The sequence below is a fragment of the Roseovarius nitratireducens genome, assembly GCF_002925845.1.
GTDB lineage: Bacteria > Pseudomonadota > Alphaproteobacteria > Rhodobacterales > Rhodobacteraceae > Roseovarius > Roseovarius nitratireducens.
The window spans coordinates 123,964-150,234 of record NZ_PDNI01000071.1 but is presented as its reverse complement, the minus strand read 5'-3'; the positions used below and the strand labels follow the sequence as shown (position 1 = coordinate 150,234).

Genomic DNA, 26,271 nt, shown 5'->3' with positions numbered 1-26,271 from the left:
TGATGGAATTCGGGCCTCACCTCGTACTCGCGCTTATCGAAGGCGCGGTGACGGCGGCGGTGCTCGCGCTCACCGCATCGGGGCTGAGCCTCGTCTTCGGGGTGATGCGGGTGGTCAACATCGCGCATGGCGAGTTCTTCATGCTGGGCGCGGTGATCGCGTGGTGGGTCACGCAAAGCATCGGCGGGCATCCCGGCTGGGGCTTCGCCGCCGCAATGGTGGCGGCGCCGCTGATGGTGGGGGCGCTGGCGGTGGCGGCGGACCTCACGGTGCTGCGGCGACTGTCCTACGACCCCGAGCGCACCATCGTGGCCACCATCGGCCTGCTCTACATCATCCAGCAACTCACACTGATGACCTACGGCCCCGAGGCGCGGCCGGTGGTGGCCCCGTTCGACGCGCGCATCGCGCTGCCCTGGCCGGAGCGGGGCGCCGAGGGCTGGCAGATCGGCTGGCCCTGGGGGCTCAGTACCACCGCCTGGAAGCTGGCGGTGATCGGCGCGGCGGCGGCAATGGTGGGGGCGCTGTGGCTGTTCATGGCGCGCACGCGGGCGGGGCTCGTGCTGCGCGCCACGCAGGCCGACCGCGAGATGGCCACCGCCTTCGGCATCCCCGTCGAGCGGGTCTACGCGCTCACCTTCGGGCTGGGCGCGGGGCTGGCGGCACTGGCCGCGGTGCTGATCGTGCCGATCCGGCAGGCGCATTACCTGATGGGGGGCGATCCGCTGCTCCTGTCTTTCGTGGTGGTCATCATCGGCGGGCTTGGCAGCCTGCCCGGCACGCTGCTTGCGGCGGTTCTGATCGGGTTGTCGGACGGGATCATCTCGGTGTTCTTCTCGCCGACGCTGGCCAAGATCGTCGCCACGCTGATGGTGGCGCTGGTGCTGGTATTCCGGCCACAGGGCCTGTTCGGGACACGCGCGCCATGAGGGTGCTGGCGCTGCACCTGGGCCTGCTGGCGGTGCTGGGCGCGCTGCATTTCGCCCTGCCCGCCTATCACCACGGCAATCTCGCGCGGGTGATGGTGCTGGCAAGCTATGGCATCGGCTACAACCTGCTGTTCGGCTATGCCGGGCTCTTGAGCCTCGGACATGCGCTGTTCTTTGCCTCGGGCATGTATGGCGCTGGAATGCTGGTACAGCATGGCGGCGCGGGCGCGGGGGCCGCGATGCTGGCCGGGACGGTGGCAGCGGCGGCGGTGGCCGGGCTGCTGGCGCTGGTGGCGTTGCGCACGCGCGGGGTGGCGTTCATGATCGTGACGCTGATGTTCGCGCAGGCGGGATACCTGACGATCCTGTATTTCGGCGACTGGACCGGCGGCGACGAGGGGTTCGTGATGGCGCAAGCGGGGCAAATGCTGGGCGGGATCGACCTCGGCACGCCCGGCGCGCGGTATCTCGCGGCGCTGGCGCTGTTCTCGGCCTGCCTGATGGGGAGTCTCGCGCTGGCGCGCGCACCGTTCGGGCGGGTGCTAGTGGCGATCCGCGAAAACGAGGAGCGCGCGCGGATGCTGGGCTATGACACGCAGGCGCACAAGCGCGGGGCGATGATCCTGTCGGGGGCGATCTCGGGGGCCGCGGGAGCGGCCTATGCGATCCTGTTCGGCTATGTCGGCGCAAGCTTTGCCGAGGTGCAATATTCGATCCTGCCGCTTCTGTGGGTGCTGCTGGGCGGGGCGGGCACCGTGCTGGGGCCGTTCGTCGGCGCGCTGTTCATGTTCTACCTGATCGACCTCGCCTCGGGGGTGACGAGCGCGTACATGCTGATCGCCGGGGTGGCGCTGGTTCTGCTCACGCTTTACGCGCCGCAGGGCCTGATGGGCGAGGTGCGGCGCAGGCTGTGGCGGGGGCTGCCATGAGCCTCTTGAGCGTGCGGGGGCTGACCCGCGATTTCGACGGGCTGAGGGCGGTGGATGGCGTCGATCTCGACATCGTCGAGGGCGAGGTGCGCGCGCTCATCGGCCCCAACGGCGCGGGCAAGACCACGCTGGTGGGCATGATCGCGGGGCGCATCGCACCAAGCGCGGGGCGGGTGACGTTCGACGGGCGCGACATCACGCAGATGCCCGCGCACCGGCGGATGCGGCTGGGTATGGCCTACACGTTCCAGATCACCTCGGTCTTTGCCGGACTTTCGGTGTCGGAAAACGTGGCGCTCGCCGCCCGGCGGCGGGCGCGGGGTGCGGCGGTCGGGTCCGCGGTGGCAGCGGCGCTCGACCGGGTCGGCCTCGGGGATCGCGGGGCCGAGATGGCGGGCGATCTGGCCTACGGGCATCAGCGACTTCTGGAGATCGCCATGGGCATCGCGCAGCGGCCGCGCCTGCTCATTCTCGACGAGCCGACGCAGGGTCTGGCCGAGGGCGAGATCGCGGGCTTTGGACGGCTGGTGCGCGATCTGGCGGGCGAGACGACGATCCTGCTGATCGAGCACAACATGGACGTGGTCATGGCGCTGGCCGGGCGAATCACGGTGATGGATGCGGGCCGGGTGCTGGCCGAGGGAACGCCCGGGGAAATCCATGCCAACCGCGCGGTGCAGGCGGCCTATCTGGGGGGCGGGGGCGATGCTGCGGCTGGATGAAATCGTGGCGGGCTATGGCCGGGCGCGGGTGCTGCACGGGGTATCGCTGTCGCTGGAGCGGGGCGAAATCCTGTGCCTCATGGGGCGCAACGGCGCGGGCAAGACCACGCTATTGCGCGCGATCATGGGGCTTGTGCCTCTGTCGGGCGGGGCGATCACGCTGGGAGATGAGCGGCTCGACCGGTTGCCCGCGCACCGGGTGCCGCGTGCGGGGCTGGGCTATGTGCCGCAGGGGCGGCGGCTATTCGCCGGGCTGAGCGTGGCCGAGAACCTGGAGATCGGGCTGATGGCGCGCGGCGGTGACAGCGGCTTGCGCGACGAGGTGCTGGGCCTGTTCCCGCGCCTTGCCGCGCGGTTGGGTCAGCGGGCCGAGACGCTGTCGGGGGGCGAGCAGCAGATGCTCGCACTGGCGCGAGCGCTGTGCCTGCGCCCCGATGTGCTGCTCCTCGACGAGCCGACCGAGGGCCTGCAGCCTTCGATGATCGCCGCCATCCGCGAGGTGGTCGCGGCCAGGCGCGACGCGGGGGTAGCGGTGCTGCTGGTCGAACAGCGGCTCGACGCGGTGCTGCCGGTCGCCGACCGGGTCGCGTTCCTTGAAAACGGGCGCATGGGCCCGGTGGTGAGCGCGGGCGCACTGCGCGCCGACCGCTCGGTGGCCGATCGCTATCTGGGCGTGTGACCCTCGTCAGCGCAGGGAGAGATCGGCGTACTGCCCGGTTCCCTGGTCCGAGATGAAGCGCAGGGTATCGCCGCGCTGCCGCACCGCCTGGCAATTTGCCCCAAGTTCCATGCTGCCCCAGTTGAGATCGCGGCAGAAATACCCCTGCGCCCAGCGCCACTCACCCGACACGTCACGGCCAAAGGCGCGGCCCCGGATGCGGCCATCGGGCGTCACCTCCAGCCGGATGCCAAAGCGCGTCAGGTCGCGCCCCTCGATCAGCGACACGAATCGGTCACGCTCGGTCACCTGAGCGAATTCGGCCTGCGCCGCCATCGGTGCGACCAGCAAACCCAGCAAGACAAGCACCAAACGCATCGCTCACGACCCTCGACATTCCTGTGTCCGGTCATGATACGCGGGCGCGTGCCGCCCGGATCACTCGCGCGAAAGGCCGAGCACGTCGATCATGTCGTACTCGCCGGGCTTCTTCCCCTGCCCCCAGAGCGCGGCGCGCAGCGCGCCGCGCGCGAAAATCGCGCGGTCGGTGGCGACATGGCGCAGGATGACCCGCTCGCCCGCCCCGGCAAAGATCACGTCATGCTCGCCCACGACGTCGCCGCCACGGATCGCGGCAAAGCCGATATGGCCCTGCTCGCGCCGCCCGGTGATGCCGTCGCGACCGCGATCCGCCACCCGGTCCAGCATCACGCCGCGCCCCTCGGCCGCCGCCTCGCCCAGCATCAGCGCGGTGCCCGAGGGGGCATCGACCTTCTGGTTGTGATGGGCCTCGACGATCTCGATATCGAACGCCTCGTCGAGGGCGGCGGCCACCTTTTTCGTCATCTGCACCAGCAGGTTGACCCCGAGGCTCATGTTACCCGCGCGCACGATCACCGCGTGGCGCGCCGCGGCCGTCAGGCGCTTGAGGTCGGCGTCGTCGAACCCGGTCGTGCCGATCACGTGCACAACCCGCGCCTGCGCGGTCAGCGTCGCCATCTCGACGCTCGCCGCGGGCGCGGTGAAATCAATGACCGCGTGCGCCCGTGCCACCAGCTCCAGCGGATCGTCGCTCACCGTGACGCCCATCTCGGCCTCGCCCATCGCGTGGCCGACATCCTGCCCGATCCAGTCGTGGCCCGGCCGCTCCAGCGCGCCGATGAGCCGCGCCTTGGTGCTCTCGCCCACCACGCGGGCCAGCATCCGCCCCATCCGTCCCGATGCGCCGTTGATGACAATGCCTGGAAGTTCACCCATGCCGCCCGCTCCTGTCCTGCGTTGGCCCCTTGCATAGCCCGCGCCCCCGCAACCGGCAAGCGGATGGCATTGATCTCGCCCTGCCCTTGCGCGCATAGTCCGCGCCACACGCCCAAGCCAGAAGGACCACCAATGGAGCCGCGCCAGATCACCGAAGACTTCTCCGTCGCGCCGCAGATCACGCCCGAGGACATCCCCGCTATCGCCGCTGCTGGGTTCCGCTCGATCATGTGCAACCGCCCCGATGACGAAGAGCCGGGCCAGCCCCATGAATCCGCGGTTACCGAGGCGGCCCGCGCCGCCGGGCTCGAGACGTGCTGCGTGCCGTTTTCCTCGGCCACCATGACAGAGGCCGATGTCGCGGCGTTTCGCGCGGCGCTCGACGACATGCCCAAGCCAATGCTCGCCTATTGCCGCACCGGCACGCGCTGCACGATGATGTGGAGCCTTGTCAATTACGACACGCTCGGCGCCGAGACCATCCTGCGCGCGACATCGGCTGCGGGTTATGACATGTCGGGCCTCGTCGCGCAGCTTCAGGCCCGGCGATGAGCCTGTGGCGCCTGTGCGGCCATGATGGCACCGGGGGCCGCGCGCTGGCGCTCGACGGGGCGCGCATCCTCGGCGAGGCGCACGGCGAGACGGCAGAGGCGGCGCTTGCCGCGCTCGGGTCCACCTCCGGCCCCGTGTTTCGCATCGGCGACGGCGTGGCCGTGCCGCTGCCCGCCGCGCTGCTGCCCGCCACCGTGGGCAGCGGCCTGCCCGGCCTGACGCAGGAGACCCCGCCTGACTGCCTCGACGGCTGGACGCGGCTGATGCTGATCGGGCTCGCGGGCGTGCCGCCGTATCGCGACGGCATCGCCTGCGTGGCGACCCCCACGCTCGCGCATTGGGTGCACCTGAGCGCGGGCGAGGCGGTGAGTTGCCAAAGCTTCCTCACCCCCCGCCTCGCCACCGCCCTCGGCGCCGCCGAAGAGGCCGACGCGGAGGCGCTCGCCGACACGCTGAGCCGCCCCGAGCGCCTTGCCGCACATCTGCGCGTGGCCGAAGTGCGGGGTGCGCCCGCCGCCCTCACCGGCCACCTTCTGGGGGCCGAACTGGCCGCCGCGCGGCCCTACTGGCTGGGGCAGGAGGTCAGCCTCATTGGCCCCAAGGCGGCAACCGGCGCGCGGGCCGCGGCGCTCGAAGCGCAGGGCGTGCCGGTCACGCGGCACGACCCCGACAGCCTGCTGGCCCCGGCTGTCGCCGCGCTTGCCGCCCGGCGCGACGGGACCGCCTGAGCACGCCGCGAATATTCCGTCGCCGTCCATTGAACGCGCCTCGGCGCGGGGCCAGATACGGGCGGCCCCGCTCATCGAAAGGACGGCAGAATGATCGACATTTGGCTTCCCCTCGCGGGCGGACTCGCGCTGCTCATCATCGGCGGAGACCTGCTGGTGCGGGGCGCGGTGCGCGTCGCCGAACGGCTCGGCATCTCGCCGCTCGTGATCGGCCTCACGCTGGTGGGCTTTGGCACCTCCACGCCCGAGCTGGTGACCTCGGTGCAGGCCGCGCTTTCGGGCGCGCCGGGTATCGCGTGGGGCAACATCGTCGGCTCCAACATCGCCAATATCCTGCTCATCGCCGGGGCCTCGGCGCTGCTTTTTCCCATCGCCGTCACCGAACCCGCGCTGCGCCGCGACGCGATGGTGATGCTTGCGGTGGCCGTGGTCTTTGCCGGGTTGGCGGCGTTCTCCCCGATGGGGCGCGGGATCGGCGCGGCGTTTGTGCTGGCGCTCGCCGTCTACGTGATCCTGACCATCTGGAACGACCGCGCCGCCACCGCCGGCGCGCTGCACGACAAACAGGCCGCGCTCGCCGCGCTCGACCCTGCGCTCGCGCCCCTGCCCGCGCGGACCGGTGGCCTGCTGGTCCCGCTCCTGATCGCGCTGGGCGGGCTTGCGCTGGTGATCGGCGGCGGTGCGGCGCTGGTGCGCGGCGCGGTGGCGCTGGCGCAGGCGCTTGCCATCCCCGAGACGGTGATCGGCCTGACCATCGTCGCCGTCGGCACCTCGATGCCCGAACTGGTGACCTCGGTGATGGCCGCGATCCGGCGGCAGGGCGACGTGGCCTTTGGCAATATCGTCGGTTCCAACATCGTCAACATCCTCGGGATCGGCGGGGTGACGGCACTGATCGCGCCGGTGCCCGTGCCCGCCACCATCGCCGGGTTCGACGCGCCGGTGATGCTGGCGGTGACGGTTTTGATGGTGCTGCTCGCGGCCACCGGGCTGCGCGTCTCGCGGCGGGAGGGGGTGCTGCTCCTGGCGGGCTACGTCGCCTATCTCGCGGTGCTCTGGCCCTGACCCGCCGTCCGGCGAGGTCCGGCGTTAACCATTCCTAAACGCCTGTTGCGCTAGGCGTTAACCCTGTCGTCACATTCGCGGGGAGCACATGGTCGCACGCGCCTACACCGTCGCCTTCGAAGGGGTCGAGGCGCGCCATGTCGAGGTGCAATGCGCGGTCCTGCCGGGCCTGCCGGGCTTTTCGCTCGTGGGCCTGCCCGACAAGGCGGTGTCGGAGGCGCGCGAGCGGGTGCGCGCGGCGCTCTCGGCGCTCGCCATCGCGCTGCCCTCGCGGCGCATCTCGGTCAACCTCTCGCCCGCGGACCTGCCCAAGGAGGGCAGCCATTTCGACCTGCCCATCGCGCTCGCCCTGCTTGCCGCGCTCGAGATCATCCCCTCTGACGCCGCCGAGAGCACCACCGCGCTTGGAGAATTATCGCTCGACGGCTCGCTCATCCCCGTGGTCGGCGCGCTGCCCGCGGCGATGGCCGCCGCCGCCGAGGACCGGATGCTGCTCTGCCCCCGCGCCTCGGGGCCCGAAGCGGCGTGGGTGGACGCGGCGCAGGTGATCGGCGCGGCCTCGCTGGCGGAGGTGGTGCGCCACTTCACCGGCGAGCGCCCCCTCGCCCCGGCCACGCCCGGCGAGGTGACGGCCCCACCGCCCGGGCGCGACCTGCGCGACGTCAAGGGGCAGGAACGCGCCAAGCGCGCGCTGGAAATCGCCGCCGCCGGGCGCCATCACCTGCTGATGTCCGGGCCGCCCGGTTCGGGCAAATCCATGCTCGCGGCGCGCCTGCCGGGCATCCTGCCCCCGCTCAGCGCCGCCGAGGCGCTCGAGACCTCGATGATCCACTCGGTCGCCGGGCTCATCTCGGAGGGCGGGATCAGCCGCACCCGGCCCTTTCGCGAGCCGCACCACACCGCCTCGATGGCCGCCATCACCGGCGGCGGGCGCAGCGCCAAGCCGGGCGAGATCAGTCTTGCCCATAACGGCGTGCTGTTCATGGACGAGTTTCCCGAGTTTCCTCGCCCCGTGCTCGAAACCCTGCGACAGCCGCTCGAGACCGGCGAGGTGATGATCGCCCGCGCCAACGCCCATGTCAGCTACCCTTGCCGCTTCCTGCTGGTGGCCGCGGCCAACCCGTGCAAATGCGGCCACCTCACCGATCCGGCCCGTGCCTGCGCGCGCGCACCCAATTGCGGCGAGGATTACATGGGCCGCGTCTCGGGCCCGCTAATGGACCGGTTCGACCTGCGCATCGAGGTACCACCGGTGGCGTTTTCCGATCTCGACCTGCCCGCCTCGGGTGCCACCTCGGCGCAGGCGGCCGAGCGGGTCGCGGCGGCGCGGGCGGTGCAACGGGCGCGCTTTGAGGGTCGGCCCGACATGCGCCTCAATGCCGATGCCGAAGGCGAGGCCCTGGAAGAGATCGCCACGCCCGACGCCGAGGGCCGCGCGTTGCTCACCCGCGTGGCCGACCGCTTCGGGCTCACCGCGCGCGGCTATCACCGGGTGCTGCGCGTGGCGCGCACCATCGCCGATCTCGACGGCGACGAGACCGTCCGCCACCCCCATGTGGCCGAGGCGGTAAGCTTTCGCATCAGCACCCTCAAAGAGCCCTGATCCAGTCCGCAAGATCGTTCAGGGTGGCCTTTGCCTCGGGCAGGACATTGTGAAACAACGGCCAGACATGCGGATGATCGGGCGCGACATGCAGCACGCTGGTCACCCCCTGCGCACGCAGCCGGGCCTGCATCCGCACCGCGTCATCGCGCAGGAATTCGGTATCGCCCACCACCATCCACACCGGTGGCGCGCCGTCGTATTGCCCCCGGAGCGGCGAAGCGCGCGGATCGTCCGGGTCATGCCCCGCGAGAAACATCTCGCACATTTCCCCGATCCGGCCAGGGGCGAGCACCACGTCGCGTTCGGCATTCTCCGTGATCGACGCGCCCGAAAACGTCATGTCGGTAAGCGGCGACAGGGCAAAGACACCCTTGGGCGGCGCGATGTCCTGCGCCAGTATCTCGTGCAGGAGCGCGAAGGACAGCGCGCCCCCCGCGCTATCGCCCCCAATGATGACCTCGTGCCCGGTCCTGAGCGCGCGGTAGACAGCCAGCGCATCCTCGATCTGCGCGGGAAAGGGATGCTCGGGGGCGAGGCGGTAATCCGGCAGGCAGGCGCGCAAGCCTGTCAGCGCCGAGAGCCGCGCCAGCATTGCGCGATGCGTGTTCGACGAGCCGAACACATAGGCCCCGCCATGCAGGTACAGGATGACCGGTTCCTCGCGGGCATCGCGCGCCTGTGCCCATTGCACCGGCACGCCTGCGAGCGTGTCGCGACGATAGACGCGCCCCCACGGGCCGTGAAAATAGAACTTCGACTTCAGTTCGAAGGAGCGCCGCAATCGCTCGACCGGGTGCCGGGCCAGCGCTGGTTTCTCGAACCAGCGCAGGTGCCGGTTGAGCAGCGCCAGTTGCCAGCTCACCGCCGCCGCGCCTCGATCGCGTCCCAGATGAGGCCCGCCCCGTTGGTGCCATCGAAGCGTTCCAGCTCCTGCAGGCCCGTGGGCGAGGTCACGTTGATCTCGGTCAGGTAATCGCCGATCACGTCGATTCCCACGAAAACCTGCCCCTTCTCGCGCAGAAGCGGGCCGATCCGGTCACAGATCTCGCGGTCGCGCGCCGTCATCTCGACCTTCTCGGCGCGCCCGCCCACATGCATGTTCGAGCGCGTCTCGCCCACTGCCGGCACCCGGTTGATCGCGCCGATGGGCGTGCCATCCACCAGGATCACCCGCTTGTCGCCGCGGCTGACATCGGACAGGTATTTCTGCACGATCAGCGGTTCTCGCGAGAAGCCGGTGAACATCTCGTGCAGGCTCGCGAGGTTGCGGTCGGATTCTGGCAGGTGAAAGACACCCGCCCCGCCATTGCCGTAGAGCGGCTTGAGGATCACGTCGCCGTGGCGTGCACGGAAATCGCGGATTGTCCCGATATCCCGCGCGATGGCGGTGGGCGGCATCAGGTCGGGGAAATCGAGAATCAGGAGCTTCTCGGGGTAATTGCGCACCCAGAACGGATCGTTGACCACCAGCGTGCCCGGCGCCAGCCGCTGCAGGAGGTGCGTGGTGGTTATGTAGAACATGTCGAACGGCGGGTCCTGCCGCAGCCAGACCACGTCGAAATCGCCCAGGTCGACGGTCTTCTCTTCGCCAAGGCTGAAGTGATCGCCAAGAACCCGCTGCACATGGAGCGGCCAGCCGTGCGCCGTCACCCGCCCGTCCTCGTAGGCCAGCCGCTCCGGCGTGTAGTAGAACAACTCGTGGCCGCGCTTCTGCGCCTCCAGCGCGAGCCTGAACGTGCTGTCCGCTTCGATATCGACCGGCCCGATCGGGTCCATCTGAAAGGCGACCTTCATCCCGTTCCCCGTGGTTGTGCGTCCTTTCCTTTCATGGGCCAACCCGTTCCGGGGCGCAATTCAGAAATGACCGAAGGCCGCCTCGAGCAGGTGCACGGCCCCGGTCGCGTCCACCGCCGCCACGTCGAACCGCACCGGGGCAAGCTGCCCCTCGGGCGTAAGACCGATATATTCCGAGGCCGCGTGATAAATGCGCTCCATCTGCCCGTGGCGCAGCCGGTTCAGCGCCAGGTCGAAACTCGCCGCGCGCTTGACCTCGCAAAAGACATAGGTGTCGGGCGCGCGCAGCACGAGGTCGATCTCGCCGCTCTCGCCCCGCCAGCGCCGGGCGAGGACCCGCACACCGCGCGCCTCGTAATGGCGCGCCACGCTCTCCTCGGCGGCCTGCCCGCTCAGCCAGGCACGCAGGCCGCGCTCTTGCCGGCGCGACAGCCTAGGTGCCGGCACCGATGGTGGTGCCCCCTCGAAATCGAATGCCAGTTGCCGCGTTTCCATCCTGCGCACCCTTTCCATACTCGTCACCTCTCGATCCCGCACCCCGCGACCGCGCGCTCAGTCACGATCCGACCGGTCACCGGGTGCCGCCAGAACCAAGGCGCGCTGATAGACCGTGCGCCTTGGCAGCCCGAGGCGCGCCGCCACCAGATTGGCGGCATCGCGCACCGATCCCTCTTTTAATGCCTCTTCCAGCGCACTGTCTAAATCCGTTTCCTTAACATTTGACTGATCCCCGCGATCGATCACCACCACGATCTCGCCCTTGAGGGTCGTTCCGGCGCATTGGGTCGCGAGATCGGACAGCGTGTCGCGGCGTATCTCCTCGAATTTCTTGGTGATTTCCCGGCACAGCGCCGCCTGTCGCCCGCCGCCCAACACCTTGGCCGCATCCTCCAGCATCGCCGCGACGCGCCTTGGCGATTCGTAGAAAATGAGCGTCGCGGGCACGGCGGCAAGCTCCTCCAGCACCGTCCGCCGCCGCCCGGCAGTCGCGGGCAGGAAGCCGGCAAAGAGAAACCGGTCGGTGGGTAGCCCCGACAGCGTCAGCGCCGTGACCGCCGCCGAAGGCCCCGGCGCCGAGACCAGCGGATAGCCCTCGGCCACCGCCGCCCGCGCCAGGTCGAAGCCGGGATCGGCCACCATCGGCGTGCCCGCTTCGGCGGCATAGACCACCGACTGCCCGGCAGCCAGCGCCGCCAGTATGCGCGGACGCATCCGCGCGCCGTTATGGTCGTGATAGGCCCAGAGCGGACGGTCGCCCAAGCCGATGCCGTGGATCTCCATCAGCCGTCGCAGGCTGCGGGTGTCCTCGGCCACAAGCACGTCCGCCGACGCCAGCAGGTCAAGCGCACGCAGGGTGATATCACGCGCCGTCCCGATCGGCGTGGCGATCAGGTGGAGACCCGCCGCCGGTTTGCGCGTTTCGGCAATCATCTCTGGACCCTTTTCACATGACGGCTATGATCGAGGCGACAGGTATCCTGTCGCCGGTACCCACAACACGGAGTGAGATTGCCATGTTCGCCGTTCCTGCCGCCCTTCGCAAGCCGATCGCCCGCCTCGCAGCACTGGTGGTGCTCGTGGCTGCCGCCGCCTGCGCGCCGGTGCCGCTGGCCAATACCGGCGGAGGAGGCGGAGGAGTGAGCCGCGGCGAGGCGGTGCCGGTGGCACTTCTGGTGCCGCATGGCACGGCGGACGCGCAAGTGGCCAGCCTCGCCCGCGATCTGGAAGCCGCCGCGCGGCTCGCGGTGAGCGATCTCGGGGGCGTCGAGATCGACCTGCGCGTCTACGGCACCGCCGGACAGCCCGCGCAGGCGCAGCAGGCCGCGCTCAACGCCGTCGCCGATGGCGCGCGCATCATCATCGGGCCGCTGCACGCCTCCTCGGCCAATGCCGTCGCCGTCGCCACAGCCGATCGCAACATCAACGTGCTGGCCTTCTCCAACAACCCGACCATCGCGGGCGGCAACCTGTTCGTGCTCGGCCAGACCTTCCGCACCACTGCCGACCGGCTCGCAAGCTACGCGGTCAGGCAGGGCAAGAGCCGGATCATGACGGTCCATTCCGACAACCTCGCAGGCCGCCTCGGTCGCGACGCGATCGCAAACGCGGTGCAGGCCGAGGGGGCCACGCTCGCGGGCAGTGTCTCCTACGAATTCTCGCAGGATGGCGTGGTAAACGCCGTGCCCGAGATCCGCACCGTCGCCGAAACCAACGCCGCTGACGCGATCTTTCTCACCGCCAATACCGCGGGCGCGCTGCCGCTGTTTTCGCAGATGCTGCCCGAAGCGGGGCTCGGCCCCGACCGGATGCAGTATATCGGCCTGACGCGCTGGGACACGCCGCCGCAAACGCTGGAATTGCCGGGGGTGCAGGGCGGCTGGTTCGCGCTGCCCGATCCGGCCCGCTCGGCGCAGTTCGCCCGCCGGTTCGAGGCCGCGCAGGGCAACCCGCCGCACCCGATCGCCGGGTTGGCCTATGACGGCATCGCCGCGGTCGGGGCACTGGCCAAGGCCGGGCGCGGGCTGACGCGCGGCGATCTCACGCAACCGGCGGGCTTTCAGGGCGTGAACGGCGTGTTCCGGCTGTTGCCCGATGGCAGCAACGCGCGCGGCCTCGCGGTGGCGACGATAACCGACGGTACCGTCAACATCCTGTCGCCCGCTCCACAGAGCTTTGGCGGCGCGGGCTTCTGAGCCGCCCCGCCCTGGCATGACACTCCTGGATACACCCGCGCGACCCGACGACCTGATCCTGCCGCAAGAGCAGATACTTGACGCGGAGGCGCTCGCCCGTGACCTCGGCGCCGCCGCCGCACACGCGGAGAACGCCGCTGACCTGCGGCGCGCCGCCGTGCCGATCCTTACCGAGGCGATGCAGGGCGGTCGCCGGGCCATCGCCGCGGCCTTTGCCACCCGCCCGTTCGATGCGCGCCCGGCCACGCGCGCATGGTGCTGGCTTACCGACAGCGTGGTGCTTGCCGCGCTCGACCTGGCCACCAAGGCGATGCACCCGCTCTCCAACCCCACCGAATCAGAGCGGGTCGCGGTCTGTGCCGTCGGCGGCTACGGACGCGGCGAGATGGCCCCCTTCTCGGACGTGGACCTGCTGTTTCTCACCCCCTACAAGATCACGCCCTGGGCCGAGAGCGTAATCGAATCGATGCTCTACATCCTGTGGGACCTGCGCCTCAAGGTGGGCCACGCAAGCCGCACCGTGCGCGATTGCCTGCGGCTCGGTGCGCAGGATTTCACCATCCGCACCGCGCTGCTGGAAAACCGCTTTCTCGGCGGCGACGCGGAGCTTGCCGCCCGGCTCGACAGCCGCCTGCGCGACGAGCTGTTCACCGGTACCGAGCGGGAATTCACCGAGGCCAAGCTCGCCGAGCGCGACACCCGCCACGAGAAGCAGGGCGAGCGCTACATGGTCGAGCCCAACGTCAAGGAGGGCAAGGGGGGCCTTCGCGACCTGCAATCGCTGTTCTGGATCGCCAAGTACATCCACCACGTCCGCGAGGTGAGCGAGCTTGTGGCGCTCGGCACCTTCACCGGCGACGAGCTTGGCACCTTCATCCGCGCCGAGAATTTCCTCTGGGCGGTGCGCTGTCACCTGCACCTGATCGCGAACCGCGCCAACGATCAACTCACCTTCGACATGCAGGTCGAGGTGGCCGAGCGCATGGGCTATACCGACCGCGGCGGGCGGCGCGGCGTGGAAATCTTCATGCAGGACTATTTCCGCCACGCCACCGCCGTGGGCGACCTGACGCGTATCTTCCTCACCAAGCTCGAGGCCGCGCAGCAGAAAGCCGAGCCGCTGCTGCAACGCCTGCTCAAGCGCCGCAAGAAGCTGCGCCGTGGCTACGCGCAGGTGAACGGCCGCCTCGCCATCGCCGACGAGGTCAACTTCCTCTCCGACCCGCTGAACCTGTTGCGGCTGTTCGAGGAGGGGCTGCGCACCGGGCTGCTCATCCACCCCGAGGCGATGCTGCTGGTCACCAACCATCTCGGGCTGATCGACGAGGGGTTTCGCAACGACGCGCGGGCGCAGAAGCTGTTTCTCGACCTGCTGCTGAAACACGGCAACCCCGAGCGCGCGCTGCGGCGGATGAACGAGCTTGGCGTGTTGTCGGCCTTCATCCCCGAATTCGAACCGGTCCGGGCGATGATGCAATTCAACATGTATCACCACTACACGGTGGACGAACACATCATCCAGTGTATCTCTCACCTTGCCCGGATCGAGCGGCGCGAGCTGATCGAGGAGTTGCCGGTGTCGTCCTCGATCCTCAAGGAAGGGATCAATCGCCGCGTGCTCTACGTGGCGCTGCTGTTGCACGACATCGGCAAGGGGCGACCCGAGGACCACTCGATCCTCGGGGCGCGGATCGCGCGCAAGGTGGCGCCACGCCTCGGGCTGAAGCCGCGCGAGGTCGATACCGCCGAATGGCTGGTGCGCCATCACCTGCTGATGTCCGACACCGCCCAGAAACGCGACATCGCCGACCCGCGCACCGTGCGCGACTTTGCCAAGGCGGTGCAGAGCCGCGAGCGGCTCGACCTGCTGTTGCTGCTGACCGTCTGCGACATTCGCGGCGTCGGCCCCGGCACCTGGAACAACTGGAAGGCATCACTGCTGCGCGCGCTTTACCGCCAGACGCGGCGCGTGCTCGAAGACGGGATGGAGGCGCTCACCCGCGAACAGCGCGGCGCGGACGCCAAGCGCAACCTGCGCGAGGCGCTGTCGGACTGGGACGCGCGCGACCTCAAGGCCGAGACCGCACGCCACTATGCCCCATACTGGCAGGGGCTGCACGTCACCGCCCATGTGGTCTTTGCCCGGCTCCTGCGCGACCTGCATGCCGACGAGATCGCCATCGACCTGGCGATCGATGCGGACCGCGATGCCACCCGCGCCTGTTTCGCGCTGGCCGATCACCCCGGCATCTTTTCGCGGCTGGCGGGCGCGCTGGCGCTGGTGGGGGCCAACGTGGTCGATGCGCGCACGTATACATCCAAGGACGGGTTTGCCACCGCCGTGTTCTGGATACAGGATGCCGACGGCCACCCGTTCGAGGAAAGCCGCCTGCCCCGCCTGCGCCAGATGATCCAGAAGACGCTCAAGGGCGAGGTCGTCCCGCGCGACGCGATCAAGTCCCGCGACAAGCTGAGGAAACGCGAACGCGCCTTCCGCGTGCCCACGCATATCACCTTCGACAATGACGGCTCCGAGATCTACACCATCATCGAGGTCGATACCCGCGACCGCCCCGGCCTGCTCTACGACCTCACCCGAACGCTTGCCGCCGCAAATGTCTATATCGCCTCCGCCGTGATCGCGACCTATGGCGAGCAGGTGGTGGATACCTTCTACGTCAAGGACATGTTCGGCCTGAAATTCCACACCGAGAGCAAGCGCGTGGCGCTGGAGAAAAAACTCCGCACCGCCATCGACGAGGGGGTGGAGCGGGCGAGGGAGTGAAGGGGGGTGGTGTCGGCTTTGCGCAGGGAGCGGAGTTTGCAAAGTCGGATCGCTGCAGCTTCGTCCAACAATTGGACCGACCCAAACCGGACCTTGGCCTTGCGAAGCAGCCCGCCTAACATGCATCCGGGAAGCGGGAGCGAAGCCAGATCATGGATCAGAATACAGCAGCAATCAGTGCACTCCACGAATACACTAATATCAAGGAACCGAAATACGCTTTCATGATCGAAGCACCGTGGGGGGCAGGTAAGACACATCTGGTGAAGCACGAGTTCAAGGATGCCGTAAACAAGGGCAATGCCCGCTATGTGACATTGAACGGTGTCAAAGATCAAAAGACATTCCGACGAGCCCTTCTCGCCGAAACCTCCGATGCAAAGATTGCGGACGCGGTTGGAATGCTTGGTAGTACTCTCGGTTTTTTTGCGAAATACGGCAATGCTGGGTCCATTGTTCAAGACGCAGTTGAAGATCGCATGGTAAGTAATTTGCCTGATCTTCTTATCTTTGATGACGTCGAGCGATGTGAGATGTCACCTGCCGAGGTATTGGGGCTGCTCAACGAGTTCGTTGAGCACAAGTCAAAGAACGTCGTTCTTTGCGGGTTCATTGAGCAGGATAAAGACATCGACAAAGAAACATCAAAGCCCGAGCTATTCTTGACGCTCAAGGAAAAGGTGGTAGGCCGGACCGTCAGAATTGTGGCCGACGTAGATAAGGCGCTTCCCGATTTCATCAATTCAATGCCAGACGGCCATGGGAAACAGTGGTTCCAATTCAACCATGATCTAGTTTTAGATGTGTTCGCTTCAGCAGAGCATGGCAACCTCAGAGTTCTTAGGCAGTGCATCCACGATTGTGGGCGAGTCATTGACGTTCTTGAAGAAGACCTTCGTACTTCCACGGATTCAATGCACCGGTTTGTGCGCACTTACCTAGTTTTGTCAATGGCGCTTGCGACTGCGAGTATGAGTTCTCAACATTTGAGTGAGCGTGATAATCCTAAATGCGTTGTGAAGCCTGCTGAGGGGGAGAAGCAGCATCCCTTGTACGCTTGCTTCAAAAAGCATCCTAAGGCGGAGATTTTCGCCGGAAATTCGGCCAGTATTCTACCAATTGATTTAGGAGTTTCGTTAATTGGTATCGGCTTTGAGGAACCCGAAAAGATAAATTCGGCACTTCGCGCGACAAAGCAGTTCTCTGGTGAGTCGGAGCCCCCTCTCTGGCGGCGCTTCGTCGAATGGAGACTGATGCCATCTGACGAACTGGCGCGTACCCATAGCGCAGTTGTTTCTCACATTTTCGAAGACGAAGAAATTGAACCGGGTCCATATTTGCATATGGCACATGATCTCATTGCCATCGCCGAAGATGGCGATGGAAGCGGTGCCGAAACTGCGAAGAAAATCAAAGAACGGATCAAGGCGCTGTCCGAAATGGGAAAGATACCTGCTGCAAGATATGGCAGGGAATACGGGTGGAGCTTCGAGAGGGGATTTTCGTTCGGTGGGTACGCTTTCGATCCCGACGAATTGAACAAGCCAGTTGTCGACGCAATGAAAAACGTTCAACTTGCGGCATTTGAGGTTTCCAAGGCTGATGAGGCGAAGCGGTTGCTTGGCTTGTTGGTCGATGATCTAGGCGAATTTGAGCGAGAGTTCTCGGGGCGAGTTGGCCAAGGAGGCTATTATCGTACTGAAATTCTTCACGTGATCGACCCCCGTAAATTTGCTGAGGGGATCTTTGGGTACGTAACTTCAGGCGAGTTCGACGTCATCGGTGCTCTAATGAAGACCTTGGCTGATCGGCATCGCAACGCAAATAATTCTTTCGCTCAGGAAGCGGCATGGGTGAAGACCTTAAAGGCTTCACTCGTTGAAGTCGCCACAGACGCTGGACCTATTGAGAAAGCGCGAATGCACTGGTTTCTTAAATTCAATTGGACGTTCCCGGAGGGCGATGAAAACGGCGCCTAGAACCTCGACAATTTTCAATTGATTGGCTGGATAGCAGATCGTCTTACTGTCCGCAGTTTACTCATTCGTTGAGTGCAGCGAAGGTCTGCATTCCACTAGTTCTGCGGGCGGGGTCGGGTGAGCGTGACGCAGGAACGAATGTCTCAAAAGGGCTGAAACCAGACACACCACCACCCCCTCACCTCCCCAACACCCCCCGCTCGAACGCCGCCCGCCGCTCCGCCTCGGCCTGACGGGCCACGGCGGCGCGGCGGCGGGCGTGGGTGTCGAGGTTCTGCATCGCGCGCCATTCGGTGTAGAGCGCGCTCTCGTGGTCCAGCGTCCAGAGCGCGCGGGCCTCGGTCACCGTGACCAGCCCCGCCACCGGCCGCCCGCGCCGCGTCACCAGCCGCTGCGCGCCGCTCAGGCGCACCGCCTCGACCGTGGCCCCGACCGACCGGCGCAGTTCCTCGATGGTGATCTCGGGCACCGGGGGAAAGAGCGGCGTCTCTGACATGGCGGGCCTTTGGTGTCGGGGGTCACGGGGCGCGCGCAGCCTCGCCCGGCCGGGTGACCAAACCCTTACCCCCGCGCGCGGCGCCGGGCACGACAAGGGGCGCGAACCGTGCGGTTCACGCCCCGAACCGGTCGGTTGCGCCGCGGACGCGGGGTGCGCGCAAACCCACGCGCGGCGCGTCCTCCCCCACCCGCCGCAGCGGCCGGGGTGGCCGGATCACTCCGACTGGTCTCCGCCCATGACCGACAATCCCCTCAGGATATCAACGGCATAGGCCAACTGGTAATCCTCCTCGCGCAGGCGGGCGACCTCATCGGCGCGCTGGCGCTCTTCCTCGATCTGCTTGAGCTCGTCCTCGGACAGGCTGTCATTGTTGAGCCGCCCCCGCAGATCAGCCTCCGACCGGTTGGGGCGTTTGCTCTGCGCCTCGTCGTCCTCGGCCTCGGCGCGGCGCGCGGGCTGCGCGACCACGATATCGGGGCTGACGCCCAGCGCCTGGATCGAGCGGCCCGAGGGCGTGTAGTAGCGCGAGGTGGTCAGCCGCATCGCCCCACCGCCCCTGAGCGGCATCACCGTCTGCACGGATCCCTTGCCGAAGCTCTTGGTGCCGACGACGATCGCGCGGCGATGGTCCTGTAGCGCGCCGGCCACGATTTCCGAGGCCGAGGCCGACCCGCCGTTGATCAGCACGACGATCGGCTTTCCTTGGGCCAGGTCGCCGGGCGTGGCGTTGAATCGCTCGCCGTCCTGGACGTTGCGCCCGCGGGTCGAGACGATCTCTCCCTTGGCAAGGAACGCGTCGGAGACCTTGATCGCCTGCGTCAGCAACCCGCCGGGATTGTTGCGCAGGTCGAGCACGATGCCGCTCACTTGCTCCATGCCGCCCAGCGCCTCGACCTGCTCTTTCAGACCGCTTTCGAGATTGGGATAGGTGTTGTCGTTGAAGGTGGTGACCCGCACCACCACCGCGTCCCGTTCGGTTCGCACGCGCACCGCCGTGAGCTCGATCGTGTCGCGGATGATCGACACGTCGAACGGCTCTGGCTCTCCCTCGCGTACCACGGTGATGACGATTTCGCTGCCCACCGGGCCGCGCATCAGGTCCACCGCCTCGTTGAGCGTCAGGCCCAGCACGCTCTCGCCATCGACATGGGTGATGAAATCACCCGCCTCGATCCCGGCCTGGTAGGCGGGGGTGCCGTCCATCGGCGAGACCACCTTGACGAACCCGTCCTCCTGCGTGACCTCGATCCCCAGCCCGCCGAACTCGCCGCGCGTCTGCACCTGCATGTTCTCGGCGTCATCGGGCGAGAGATAGCTGGAATGCGGGTCGAGCGAGGTAAGCATCCCGTTGATCGCCGCCTCGATCAGCTCGCTGGTATCGACATCCTCGACGTATTGCGCGCGCACCCGTTCGAAAATGTCACCGAAGAGATCGAGCTGCTCATAGACGCTGCTCCTCCCGTCGTTCTCCTGCGCGAGAAGGGGAGCCGCTACCTGCGTCGTCATCACGGCACCGGAGAGGAGCCCCACGGTCGTGGCCATCAGGATTTTCTTCATGTCTCAACCTTCCTTGTCGGTCGCGAACCACGTCAGCGGGTCCACCGGTGAATTGTCTTGCCGCACCTCGATATAGAGCGTCTGGCCGCGTCCAGCACCCCCCTTGCCCCCGTCGGCACCTTCGGCCGCGGCAAGCAGGTCGCTGCCATCGCCGGTGCCGCCCATCAGGCCCACGGGGCTGCCGCCGGGCAGCACCTCGCCGATGCGACCGTATACGGTGTCGAGCCCGGCGAATACCAGCAGCACCCCGGCCTGCGGCTCCAGAATGATCACATTTCCGTAGTCGAGCAAGGGGCCGCGGTAGCGCAGCGTCGCCGGGACCGGCGTGGTGACCAGCGCGCGTGGCCGCGTGGCGACAACGACGCCCGGGCGCACGACCCCGGCGGCGTCGGCCTCGCCCGAACGGTGCAGGATCACCCCCTCCACCGGCAGCGGCAGGGTGCCCTTGCGCGGCCCGATCTCCGGCAGGCTGCCCGTCACCTCGTCCACGGCGATGTCGCTCAACCCGCTGGCAAAGCCCTCAAGCGTCTCGGTCGATGCGAGGAGCAGCGCCGTCTTGACCGGGTCCTCGGTGAACCGGCGAGGCAGGTCGGTGCGCGCGGCGATGGCCTTGCTGAGGCGCACGCGCGCCTCCTGCACACCACGCAGCCCGTCCTCGAGCGTGGTCGTGGCGCTTTGCTGAAGCGCGCGCAGCACGGCGATATCCTGCACCTTGCCGCGCAGATCAAGCGCCTTGGCATCAAGCGCCGGGGCCACCTCCGACAGGATCATCCCCGCCCGCGCGGTGCCCACCGGCCCCGATGGATGCAGCATCAGTACCGGCACCGGCGCGTGGCCCATCGTCTGCAACACGCCCAGAAGCTGTGCGACCTCGTCCTCTCGGGTGCGCAGTTCGGCGATCAGCGCCTCCTCGCGCTGCGCGGCACGGCGCGCGCCAGCGCGCATCGCCGCGAGCCCCTCCTCGTAGGCACGGATCACCCCGGTGAGCGCCTTGACGCGGTTGCGCGCGCCCTCGGCGGCGGCGAGCGCCTGGGCCGCCTCATCGAGCGCCGCTGCCGCGGCGCGCGCGTCGGCGGAAAGGTCCGCGCCCTCCTGCGCCCCGAGCGGCGGCGCCAGCAGCATCAGAAGCAGTAGGCAGGCCGCGCGTATCCTCATGCCAGAAGGTTCTCGCCGGTCATCTCGCCGGGTTGCGGCATCCCCATCAGCGCCAGTACCGTGGGCGCGAGATCGGCGAGCCGGCCGCCATCGCGCAACCGCGCGCCCGCCGGCCCGCCCACGAGGATCACCGGCACCGGGTTGAGCGTGTGCGCGGTGTGCGGCCCGCCGGTCACGGGATCGACCATCACCTCGCAATTGCCGTGATCGGCGGTGACGATCATCGCGCCGCCCGCCGCCTCCAGCGCCTCGAGCACGCGGCCAAGCCCGTGATCCACCGCCTCGCAGGCCGCCATCGCCGCCTTCAGGTCACCGGTATGGCCGACCATGTCGGGGTTGGCATAATTGACCACGATCAGGTCATAGCCCTCGCCGATCGCCTCCACCAGATGGTCGGTCACCTCGGCGGCCGACATCTCGGGTTGCTGGTCATACGTGGCCACCTTGGGCGAAGGCGCCATGTAGCGATCCTCGCCACGTTCGGGATCCTCGCGACCGCCGTTGAGGAAAAAGGTGACATGGGGGTATTTCTCGGTCTCGGCGATGTGGAACTGCCGCAGCCCCGCGCGGCTCACCCATTCGGCCAGCGTGTTGACGATCACCCGCGGCGGAAACACCGTGTCGAACCACGCGTTATGCGCCTCGGAATACTCCACCATGCCCAGACGCGCCGCCCAGTCGGGCACAACCTCGCGGTCGAAGGCAGTGAAACCGGGATCGGCCAGCGCCTGCAATATCTGGCGCGCCCGGTCGGCCCGGAAATTCAGACAGAACAGGCCGTCGCCCGCCGCGACCCCCGCATAATCGCCGATCACCGTGGCGGTGATGAATTCGTCGGTTTCCGAGCGCGCATAGGCATTGGTCACCGCCGTGCGGGCATCGGACGCGCGCAGCCCCTTGGCGGCGGTGATCGCCTCATACGACTCCTGCACCCGGTCCCAGCGGTTGTCGCGGTCCATCGCGAAATAACGCCCGGTCACGGTAGCGATGCGCACGCTATCGGGCAGCATGTCGGACAGGTTGGCCAGGTGGGTGCGCGCCGATTTCGGAGACACGTCGCGCCCGTCTGTCATCGCGTGCAGCACCACCGGCACACCCGCCTCGGCGATCACCCGCGCGGCAGCGGCGATATGGGCAATATGCCCGTGCACCCCGCCATCTGACACGAGACCCAGCAGGTGCGCCGTGCCGCCGGTGCCCTTCAGCCGGTCGATGAACCGGGCCAGCGCCTCGTTGGCGGCAAAGCTGCCATCCTCTATGGCGAGGTCGATCTGCCCGAGATCCATCGCCACCACCCGGCCCGCGCCGATATTGGTGTGACCGACCTCGGAATTGCCCATCTGCCCACGGGGCAGCCCCACATCGGGGCCATGCGTGATCAGCGTCGCGTTGGGGCATTCGGCCATCAGCCGGTCGATGTTGGGGGTGTCTGCCAGATGCGGCGCGTTGGCCTCGGGCCGGTCGCTCAGGCCCCAGCCATCGAGAATGCACAGGACGACAGGTTTGGGCATGGTCTCTCCGGGTGTGGTCCTGCCCGCCTTCTAGGCCGATGCCCCCGGACCCGCAACCCTCGCTGCGCGGGCTCAGCCGTGGGTCAGGGTGTCGGAGACGCACGCTCTCGCCACCTCCGCGCAGCAGGCGGTCTGCGTCAATAGGTTGCGGAAATCGACATCATCAAGTCAGGCCGGAAATCCCGGCAGTTTCTCTGCCCCGGCGAAGATCTGCGCCGCGTGCTTTTCCAGGTAGATGCGCAGCCACGGCGTGAAATCGGCGGGTGCGTTGCGGATGCGCGTGGCGAGCGCGTCGCGCGTTATCCAGTCCACCGCCATCACCTCTTCGGGGTTGGGCGTTGGTTTCACCCGGCGTGCGACCCGTGCGAGAAAAACATCGACAAGCTCATGCTCGATCAGCCCGCCGCCCACATCGGCGCGGTATTCCACCTGACCGCGCGGCGTGAGCGGCAGGCCGCGCAGGCCCAGCTCCTCGTCAAGCCGGCGATGCGCGCAATCCTCCGGCGCCTCGCCCCAGCGCGGGTGCGTGCAGCAGGTATTCGCCCACAGCCCCGGCGTGTGATACTTGCCCAGCGCCCGGCGCTGGATGAGCACCGCGTTGCCGCACAGCACGAAGACCGACACCGCCTTGTGGCGCAGGCCACGGCGATGCGCCTCGAGCTTCTCGACGGCCACCAGATCGCCGTCGATCCATGTCGGGATCATCTCGGTCATGTGCGCGCGGGCGAAGCGAGCCCGGTAAGCTGCGCGAGGTTCCCGAGCCCGGTCTTCACATGCGCCAGCGGGCGGGCGCGCACGAGTTTCTTGTTCATGTTGGCCTCGAAGGTCAGCCTCTGCTCGTCGATATCGTGGCACAGCGAAACAAACCGCTCGCGCCGCTCATCCGACCGATAATAGGCATTCTGCATCGAGGCAAGGCAGGCGCTCGCCGCCATGGCGGCCACGCGACCGCCCATTATCGCGTAATGGATGCCCTCGCCGGAACTCGGGGCCATCACGCGCGCGAATTTGCCATGCGGAAGCACCCGGCGGTGGAAATCGGGCGGGGCGATCCTCGCCCAACCGGGGCAACCATACACGGGCGATGGGGTCCGGGGCTGATCGGTCCCTTCGTGGCAGAGAGGTGACCGGGCAGAGGCCCCTTGCCCGCGACCGCCACCCGGCGTATAGCCCCGGCCTGATCCCGAAGGAGCCCGATCATGCAAGGCAGCGCCAATCTCAACGTCATGCTCAAGGCCGCGCGCAAGGCCGGGCGCGGGCTGATCAAGGATTTCGGCGAGGTCGAGAACCTGCAGGTCTCGATGAAGGGCGCGGGCGATTTCGTGAGTCGCGCCGATCTCGCCGCCGAGAAGACCATCAAGGCCGAGTTAATGGGCGCGCGGCCCAACTATGGCTGGCTCGCCGAGGAGGGCGGCGGTGAGGATGGCAAGGATCCGACCCGCCGCTGGATCGTCGATCCGCTGGACGGCACCACCAATTTCCTGCACGGGCTGCCGCATTTCGCCGTCTCCATCGCGCTCGAGCACAAGGGCGAGGTGGTGTCCGGGGTGATCTATGACCCAGTCAAGGACGAGGCGTTCTTTGCCGAGAAGGGCACCGGCGCGTGGATAAATGACAAGCGGCTGCGCGTGTCGGGGCGCACCAAGATGATCGAGGCGATCTTTGCCACCGGGTTGCCCTTCGGCGGACGCGCCGACTTGCCCGAGACGCTGCACGACCTCGCCCGGCTCCTGCCCGCCTGCGCGGGCGTGCGGCGCTGGGGCTCTGCCGCACTCGACATGGCCTATGTCGCCGCCGGGCGCTATGACGGATTCTGGGAGCGGGGGCTCAACCCGTGGGATCTCGCCGCCGGGGTCATCATCCTGCGCGAGGCAGGCGGGCTGGTGGAGCCACTGACCAAGGGCGGCGACATCCTTGGCGATGGCGAAATCATCGCCGCCAACGAGGCGATTTTCGACAAGTTCGCCAAGGTGATCCGCGAGCGCGCGTGACAACCCGCGCGTGTCATGCCACAAAACGGCAACAACGCGGAGAGGGGCATGGAACTCGATCACCTGGCCGTCGCGGGCGAGACGCTGGAGGCCGCCGCCGCCCATGTCGAGGCGGCGCTCGGACTGCCGATGCAGCCCGGCGGCACGCACCCGCAATTCGGCACGCATAACCGGCTCCTGGGGCTGGGGCCCGGAGTCTATCTCGAAGCGATCGCAATCGACCCGGACGCCCCCGCGCCAGAGCGCCCGCGCTGGTTCGATCTCGACCGGCTGAACGGGCCGCCGCACCTGCGCAACTGGATCGCCCGCGTGCATGACCTCGATGCGGCGCTCGCCCGGCATCCGGGCGCCGGCACGCCCCTCGATCTCGCTCGTGGTAACCTGCGCTGGCGCATGGCCGTGCCCGACGATGGCGTGCTGCCCTACGACAACCGCTTCCCGGCGCTCATTCAGTGGCAGGCGGGCGGACATCCCGCCGACCGGCTGCCGGATGCGGGCGCACGGCTCAAGCGTCTCGTCGTGACGCATCCCGAGGCGGTGGCGCTGCGCGCCGCGCTTGCGGACCTCACCGATCCGCACATCGTGTTCGAGCCCGGGCCACCCGCCCTGCGTGCCGAGATCGACACCCCGTCTGGCACGCGCGTGCTGACATGATCCTGCGGCGCGCCACCGAAGCGGATACTCTCGCGATCCTCGCGATATGGAACCCGCTCATCCGAGATACCTCTGTCACCTTCACCACCGAAGAAAAGACGCAAGAGGGCCTCGCCGCCGACATCGCCGCGCGCGGCGACGCCTTTGTCGTGGCCGAGGACGCGGGCCGGGTGCTGGGCTTTGCCGGGTTCGGCGCGTTCCGCGCCGGTCCCGGCTATCGCCACACCGCCGAACATACCGTCATCCTCGCGGAGGGTGCGCGCGGGCGCGGCACGGGCCGGGCGCTGATGGCGCGACTCGAGGAGGTGGCGCGTGCGCGCGGCATCCACGCGCTCATCGGTGCGGTGAGCGGCGAGAACGCGGGCGCCATCGCGTTTCACGAGGCCATCGGATTCACGCGCGCGGGCGTCCTGCCAGAGGCCGGGCACAAGTTCGGCCGCTGGATGGACCTCGTGCTATTTCACAAACATCCGTGACGCTGTACCTGACAGGCCCACCGTTCCGGGATAGGATTGACCCATGTCGATATGGACCCGCATATCCGAGGCGCTTCAGGCGCTGGCCAAGGGCGAAAGTCTTGCGGCCGTGTTCGATCGGCTGCGCAGCCCGCCCGAGCGCAGCGTCGCCTTTACCATCGCGGTGATCGCCCTCTCGGCCAAGATGGCCAAGGCCGACGGGCTGGTCACGCGCGATGAGGTGACCGCGTTTCGCGATGTCTTCCAGATCCCCCCGGAGGAGGAGAAGAACGCCGCGCGCATCTTCAACCTCGCCCGCCAGGACGTGGCGGGATACGAGGAATACGCCGCCCGCATAGCGCGCATGTTCGCGGATGCGCCCGATACGCTCTGCGACTTGATGGAGGGGCTTCTCCATATCGCCGTGGCCGACGGGGTCTATCACCCCAAGGAGGACGCCTTTCTCGGGCGCGTGGCCGAGATATTCGGGATCGAGGAGCGCCGCTTTCAGGCGCTGCGCGCGCGCTTCGTCCCGGACGAGCGGCCCGATCCATGGTCCGTTCTGGGGGTGAGCGCCGACATGCCGCTATCGGATATTCGCGCCGTGTGGCGCAAGCAGGTGCTCGACTGCCACCCCGACCGGCTCAAGGCACGCGGCGTGCCCGAAGAGGCGGTGCGCCTCGCCGAAAGGCGGCTCAGGGACATCAACAATGCCTGGGAAGAAATCAGCTCCATGCGGGCGCCCTCTTAAA

26 protein-coding genes and 1 pseudogene are annotated in these 26,271 nt (G+C 67.7%); 15 read left to right on the top strand and 12 right to left on the bottom strand.

The window, feature by feature from the left end; genetic code table 11:
• The first annotated feature begins 2 nt into the window (after positions 1-2).
• Genes CRJ03_RS15870 through CRJ03_RS15855 form a run of 4 tightly spaced genes read left to right on the top strand, consistent with a single transcriptional unit; the run spans position 3 to position 3,259 of the window.
• Complete coding sequence (locus tag CRJ03_RS15870; protein ID WP_104019846.1) at positions 3-929, top strand: branched-chain amino acid ABC transporter permease; 927 nt, start codon at positions 3-5, stop codon at positions 927-929.
• The gene (locus CRJ03_RS15865) at positions 926-1,858 is read left to right on the top strand and encodes a branched-chain amino acid ABC transporter permease (protein WP_104019845.1); all 933 of its coding nucleotides are present in this window, start codon (positions 926-928) and stop codon (positions 1,856-1,858) included. The genes CRJ03_RS15870 and CRJ03_RS15865 overlap by 4 nt, the downstream gene beginning before the upstream one ends.
• Positions 1,855-2,580 (top strand): ABC transporter ATP-binding protein, encoded by a 726-nt coding sequence (locus tag CRJ03_RS15860; RefSeq protein WP_104019844.1) that lies wholly within the window; start codon positions 1,855-1,857, stop codon positions 2,578-2,580. The genes CRJ03_RS15865 and CRJ03_RS15860 overlap by 4 nt, the downstream gene beginning before the upstream one ends.
• Positions 2,564-3,259: an ABC transporter ATP-binding protein gene (locus tag CRJ03_RS15855; RefSeq protein WP_104019843.1), complete on the top strand. Its 696-nt coding sequence runs from the start codon at positions 2,564-2,566 to the stop codon at positions 3,257-3,259. Before CRJ03_RS15860 ends, CRJ03_RS15855 begins: the two co-directional genes overlap by 17 nt.
• Before the next feature lie 6 nt (positions 3,260-3,265).
• On the opposite strand, the gene CRJ03_RS15850 is transcribed toward CRJ03_RS15855, so the two are convergent.
• Together CRJ03_RS15850 and dapB are read right to left on the bottom strand one after the other, a co-directional pair.
• A complete protein-coding gene (locus tag CRJ03_RS15850) occupies positions 3,266-3,616 on the bottom strand; it encodes a dihydrodipicolinate reductase (RefSeq protein WP_104019842.1) in 351 nt (116 codons plus the stop codon).
• A 60-nt stretch (positions 3,617-3,676) separates the two neighbouring features.
• Positions 3,677-4,495 (bottom strand): 4-hydroxy-tetrahydrodipicolinate reductase, encoded by an 819-nt coding sequence (gene dapB, locus CRJ03_RS15845; RefSeq protein WP_104019841.1) that lies wholly within the window; start codon positions 4,493-4,495, stop codon positions 3,677-3,679.
• A 132-nt stretch (positions 4,496-4,627) separates the two neighbouring features.
• On the opposite strand from dapB, the gene CRJ03_RS15840 reads away from it, so the two are divergent.
• The 4 genes from CRJ03_RS15840 to CRJ03_RS15825 all read left to right on the top strand — a co-directional run bounded on the left by CRJ03_RS15840 (position 4,628) and on the right by CRJ03_RS15825 (position 8,443).
• A complete protein-coding gene (locus tag CRJ03_RS15840; RefSeq protein ID WP_104019840.1) occupies positions 4,628-5,047 on the top strand; it encodes a protein tyrosine phosphatase family protein in 420 nt (139 codons plus the stop codon).
• Positions 5,044-5,775 (top strand): 2-dehydro-3-deoxygalactonokinase, encoded by a 732-nt coding sequence (locus CRJ03_RS15835; RefSeq protein WP_104019839.1) that lies wholly within the window; start codon positions 5,044-5,046, stop codon positions 5,773-5,775. Before CRJ03_RS15840 ends, CRJ03_RS15835 begins: the two co-directional genes overlap by 4 nt.
• Before the next feature lie 90 nt (positions 5,776-5,865).
• A complete protein-coding gene (locus CRJ03_RS15830) occupies positions 5,866-6,840 on the top strand; it encodes a calcium/sodium antiporter (protein ID WP_104019838.1) in 975 nt (324 codons plus the stop codon).
• An 88-nt stretch (positions 6,841-6,928) separates the two neighbouring features.
• Positions 6,929-8,443, top strand: coding sequence for a YifB family Mg chelatase-like AAA ATPase (locus tag CRJ03_RS15825; RefSeq protein WP_104019837.1), 1,515 nt, complete (start codon positions 6,929-6,931; stop codon positions 8,441-8,443).
• Here the strand turns inward: CRJ03_RS15825 and CRJ03_RS15820 are convergent.
• From CRJ03_RS15820 to rsmI, 4 genes are read right to left on the bottom strand one after another with little or no spacing between them, the layout of a single operon-like run.
• Positions 8,430-9,308 (bottom strand): alpha/beta hydrolase, encoded by an 879-nt coding sequence (locus CRJ03_RS15820; protein WP_104019836.1) that lies wholly within the window; start codon positions 9,306-9,308, stop codon positions 8,430-8,432. The two genes, CRJ03_RS15825 and CRJ03_RS15820, sit on opposite strands and share 14 nt — an antisense overlap.
• Entirely contained in the window at positions 9,305-10,240 is a 936-nt protein-coding gene (gene gshB, locus CRJ03_RS15815; RefSeq protein ID WP_104019835.1) for a glutathione synthase, read from the bottom strand. The genes CRJ03_RS15820 and gshB overlap by 4 nt, the downstream gene beginning before the upstream one ends.
• A 60-nt stretch (positions 10,241-10,300) precedes the next feature.
• The gene (locus CRJ03_RS15810) at positions 10,301-10,735 is read right to left on the bottom strand and encodes a YraN family protein (RefSeq protein WP_104019834.1); all 435 of its coding nucleotides are present in this window, start codon (positions 10,733-10,735) and stop codon (positions 10,301-10,303) included.
• Positions 10,736-10,792: 57 nt separating this feature from the next.
• Complete coding sequence (gene rsmI, locus CRJ03_RS15805) at positions 10,793-11,671, bottom strand: 16S rRNA (cytidine(1402)-2'-O)-methyltransferase (RefSeq protein ID WP_104019833.1); 879 nt, start codon at positions 11,669-11,671, stop codon at positions 10,793-10,795.
• Positions 11,672-11,754: 83 nt separating this feature from the next.
• Here rsmI and CRJ03_RS15800 point away from each other — a divergent pair, with 83 nt between their 5' ends.
• From CRJ03_RS15800 to CRJ03_RS15790, 3 genes are all read left to right on the top strand, one after another.
• Positions 11,755-12,933, top strand: a complete 1,179-nt coding sequence (locus tag CRJ03_RS15800; protein ID WP_104019930.1) for a penicillin-binding protein activator — start codon at positions 11,755-11,757, stop codon at positions 12,931-12,933.
• A gap of 16 nt (positions 12,934-12,949) precedes the next feature.
• A complete protein-coding gene (locus CRJ03_RS15795) occupies positions 12,950-15,718 on the top strand; it encodes a [protein-PII] uridylyltransferase (RefSeq protein ID WP_104019832.1) in 2,769 nt (922 codons plus the stop codon).
• Positions 15,719-15,870: 152 nt separating this feature from the next.
• Positions 15,871-17,697: a P-loop NTPase fold protein gene (locus CRJ03_RS15790; protein WP_129590302.1), complete on the top strand. Its 1,827-nt coding sequence runs from the start codon at positions 15,871-15,873 to the stop codon at positions 17,695-17,697.
• Positions 17,698-17,875: 178 nt separating this feature from the next.
• Here the strand turns inward: CRJ03_RS15790 and CRJ03_RS15785 are convergent, their stop codons facing one another.
• The 6 genes and pseudogenes from CRJ03_RS15785 to CRJ03_RS15760 all read right to left on the bottom strand — a co-directional run.
• On the bottom strand, positions 17,876-18,193 hold the full coding sequence (locus CRJ03_RS15785; protein ID WP_104019830.1) for a hypothetical protein: 318 nt from the start codon (positions 18,191-18,193) through the stop codon (positions 17,876-17,878).
• 216 nt (positions 18,194-18,409) lie between these two features.
• The gene (locus CRJ03_RS15780) at positions 18,410-19,753 is read right to left on the bottom strand and encodes a S41 family peptidase (RefSeq protein ID WP_104019829.1); all 1,344 of its coding nucleotides are present in this window, start codon (positions 19,751-19,753) and stop codon (positions 18,410-18,412) included.
• Positions 19,754-19,756: 3 nt separating this feature from the next.
• Positions 19,757-20,908: a murein hydrolase activator EnvC family protein gene (locus CRJ03_RS15775; RefSeq protein ID WP_104019828.1), complete on the bottom strand. Its 1,152-nt coding sequence runs from the start codon at positions 20,906-20,908 to the stop codon at positions 19,757-19,759.
• Positions 20,905-22,419, bottom strand: coding sequence for a 2,3-bisphosphoglycerate-independent phosphoglycerate mutase (gene gpmI / locus CRJ03_RS15770; protein ID WP_104019827.1), 1,515 nt, complete (start codon positions 22,417-22,419; stop codon positions 20,905-20,907). Before gpmI ends, CRJ03_RS15775 begins: the two co-directional genes overlap by 4 nt.
• A gap of 168 nt (positions 22,420-22,587) precedes the next feature.
• Positions 22,588-23,133, bottom strand: coding sequence for an isopentenyl-diphosphate Delta-isomerase (idi, locus tag CRJ03_RS15765; RefSeq protein WP_104019826.1), 546 nt, complete (start codon positions 23,131-23,133; stop codon positions 22,588-22,590).
• Positions 23,130-23,459 (bottom strand): annotated as a pseudogene (locus CRJ03_RS15760) (geranylgeranyl diphosphate reductase); the annotation flags it as partial. The pseudogene CRJ03_RS15760 and the gene idi, both read right to left, overlap by 4 nt.
• 159 nt (positions 23,460-23,618) lie before the next feature.
• Between CRJ03_RS15760 and CRJ03_RS15755 the strand changes: the two are divergent.
• Genes CRJ03_RS15755 through CRJ03_RS15740 form a run of 4 tightly spaced genes read left to right on the top strand, consistent with a single transcriptional unit; the run spans position 23,619 to position 26,270 of the window.
• The gene (locus CRJ03_RS15755) at positions 23,619-24,410 is read left to right on the top strand and encodes an inositol monophosphatase family protein (RefSeq protein WP_104019825.1); all 792 of its coding nucleotides are present in this window, start codon (positions 23,619-23,621) and stop codon (positions 24,408-24,410) included.
• A gap of 48 nt (positions 24,411-24,458) precedes the next feature.
• Positions 24,459-25,064 (top strand): VOC family protein, encoded by a 606-nt coding sequence (locus CRJ03_RS15750; RefSeq protein WP_104019824.1) that lies wholly within the window; start codon positions 24,459-24,461, stop codon positions 25,062-25,064.
• Entirely contained in the window at positions 25,061-25,540 is a 480-nt protein-coding gene (locus tag CRJ03_RS15745; protein WP_104019823.1) for a GNAT family N-acetyltransferase, read from the top strand. The genes CRJ03_RS15750 and CRJ03_RS15745 overlap by 4 nt, the downstream gene beginning before the upstream one ends.
• Before the next feature lie 43 nt (positions 25,541-25,583).
• Positions 25,584-26,270, top strand: a complete 687-nt coding sequence (locus tag CRJ03_RS15740) for a molecular chaperone DjiA (protein ID WP_104019822.1) — start codon at positions 25,584-25,586, stop codon at positions 26,268-26,270.
• The last annotated feature ends 1 nt before the right edge of the window (position 26,271 follow it).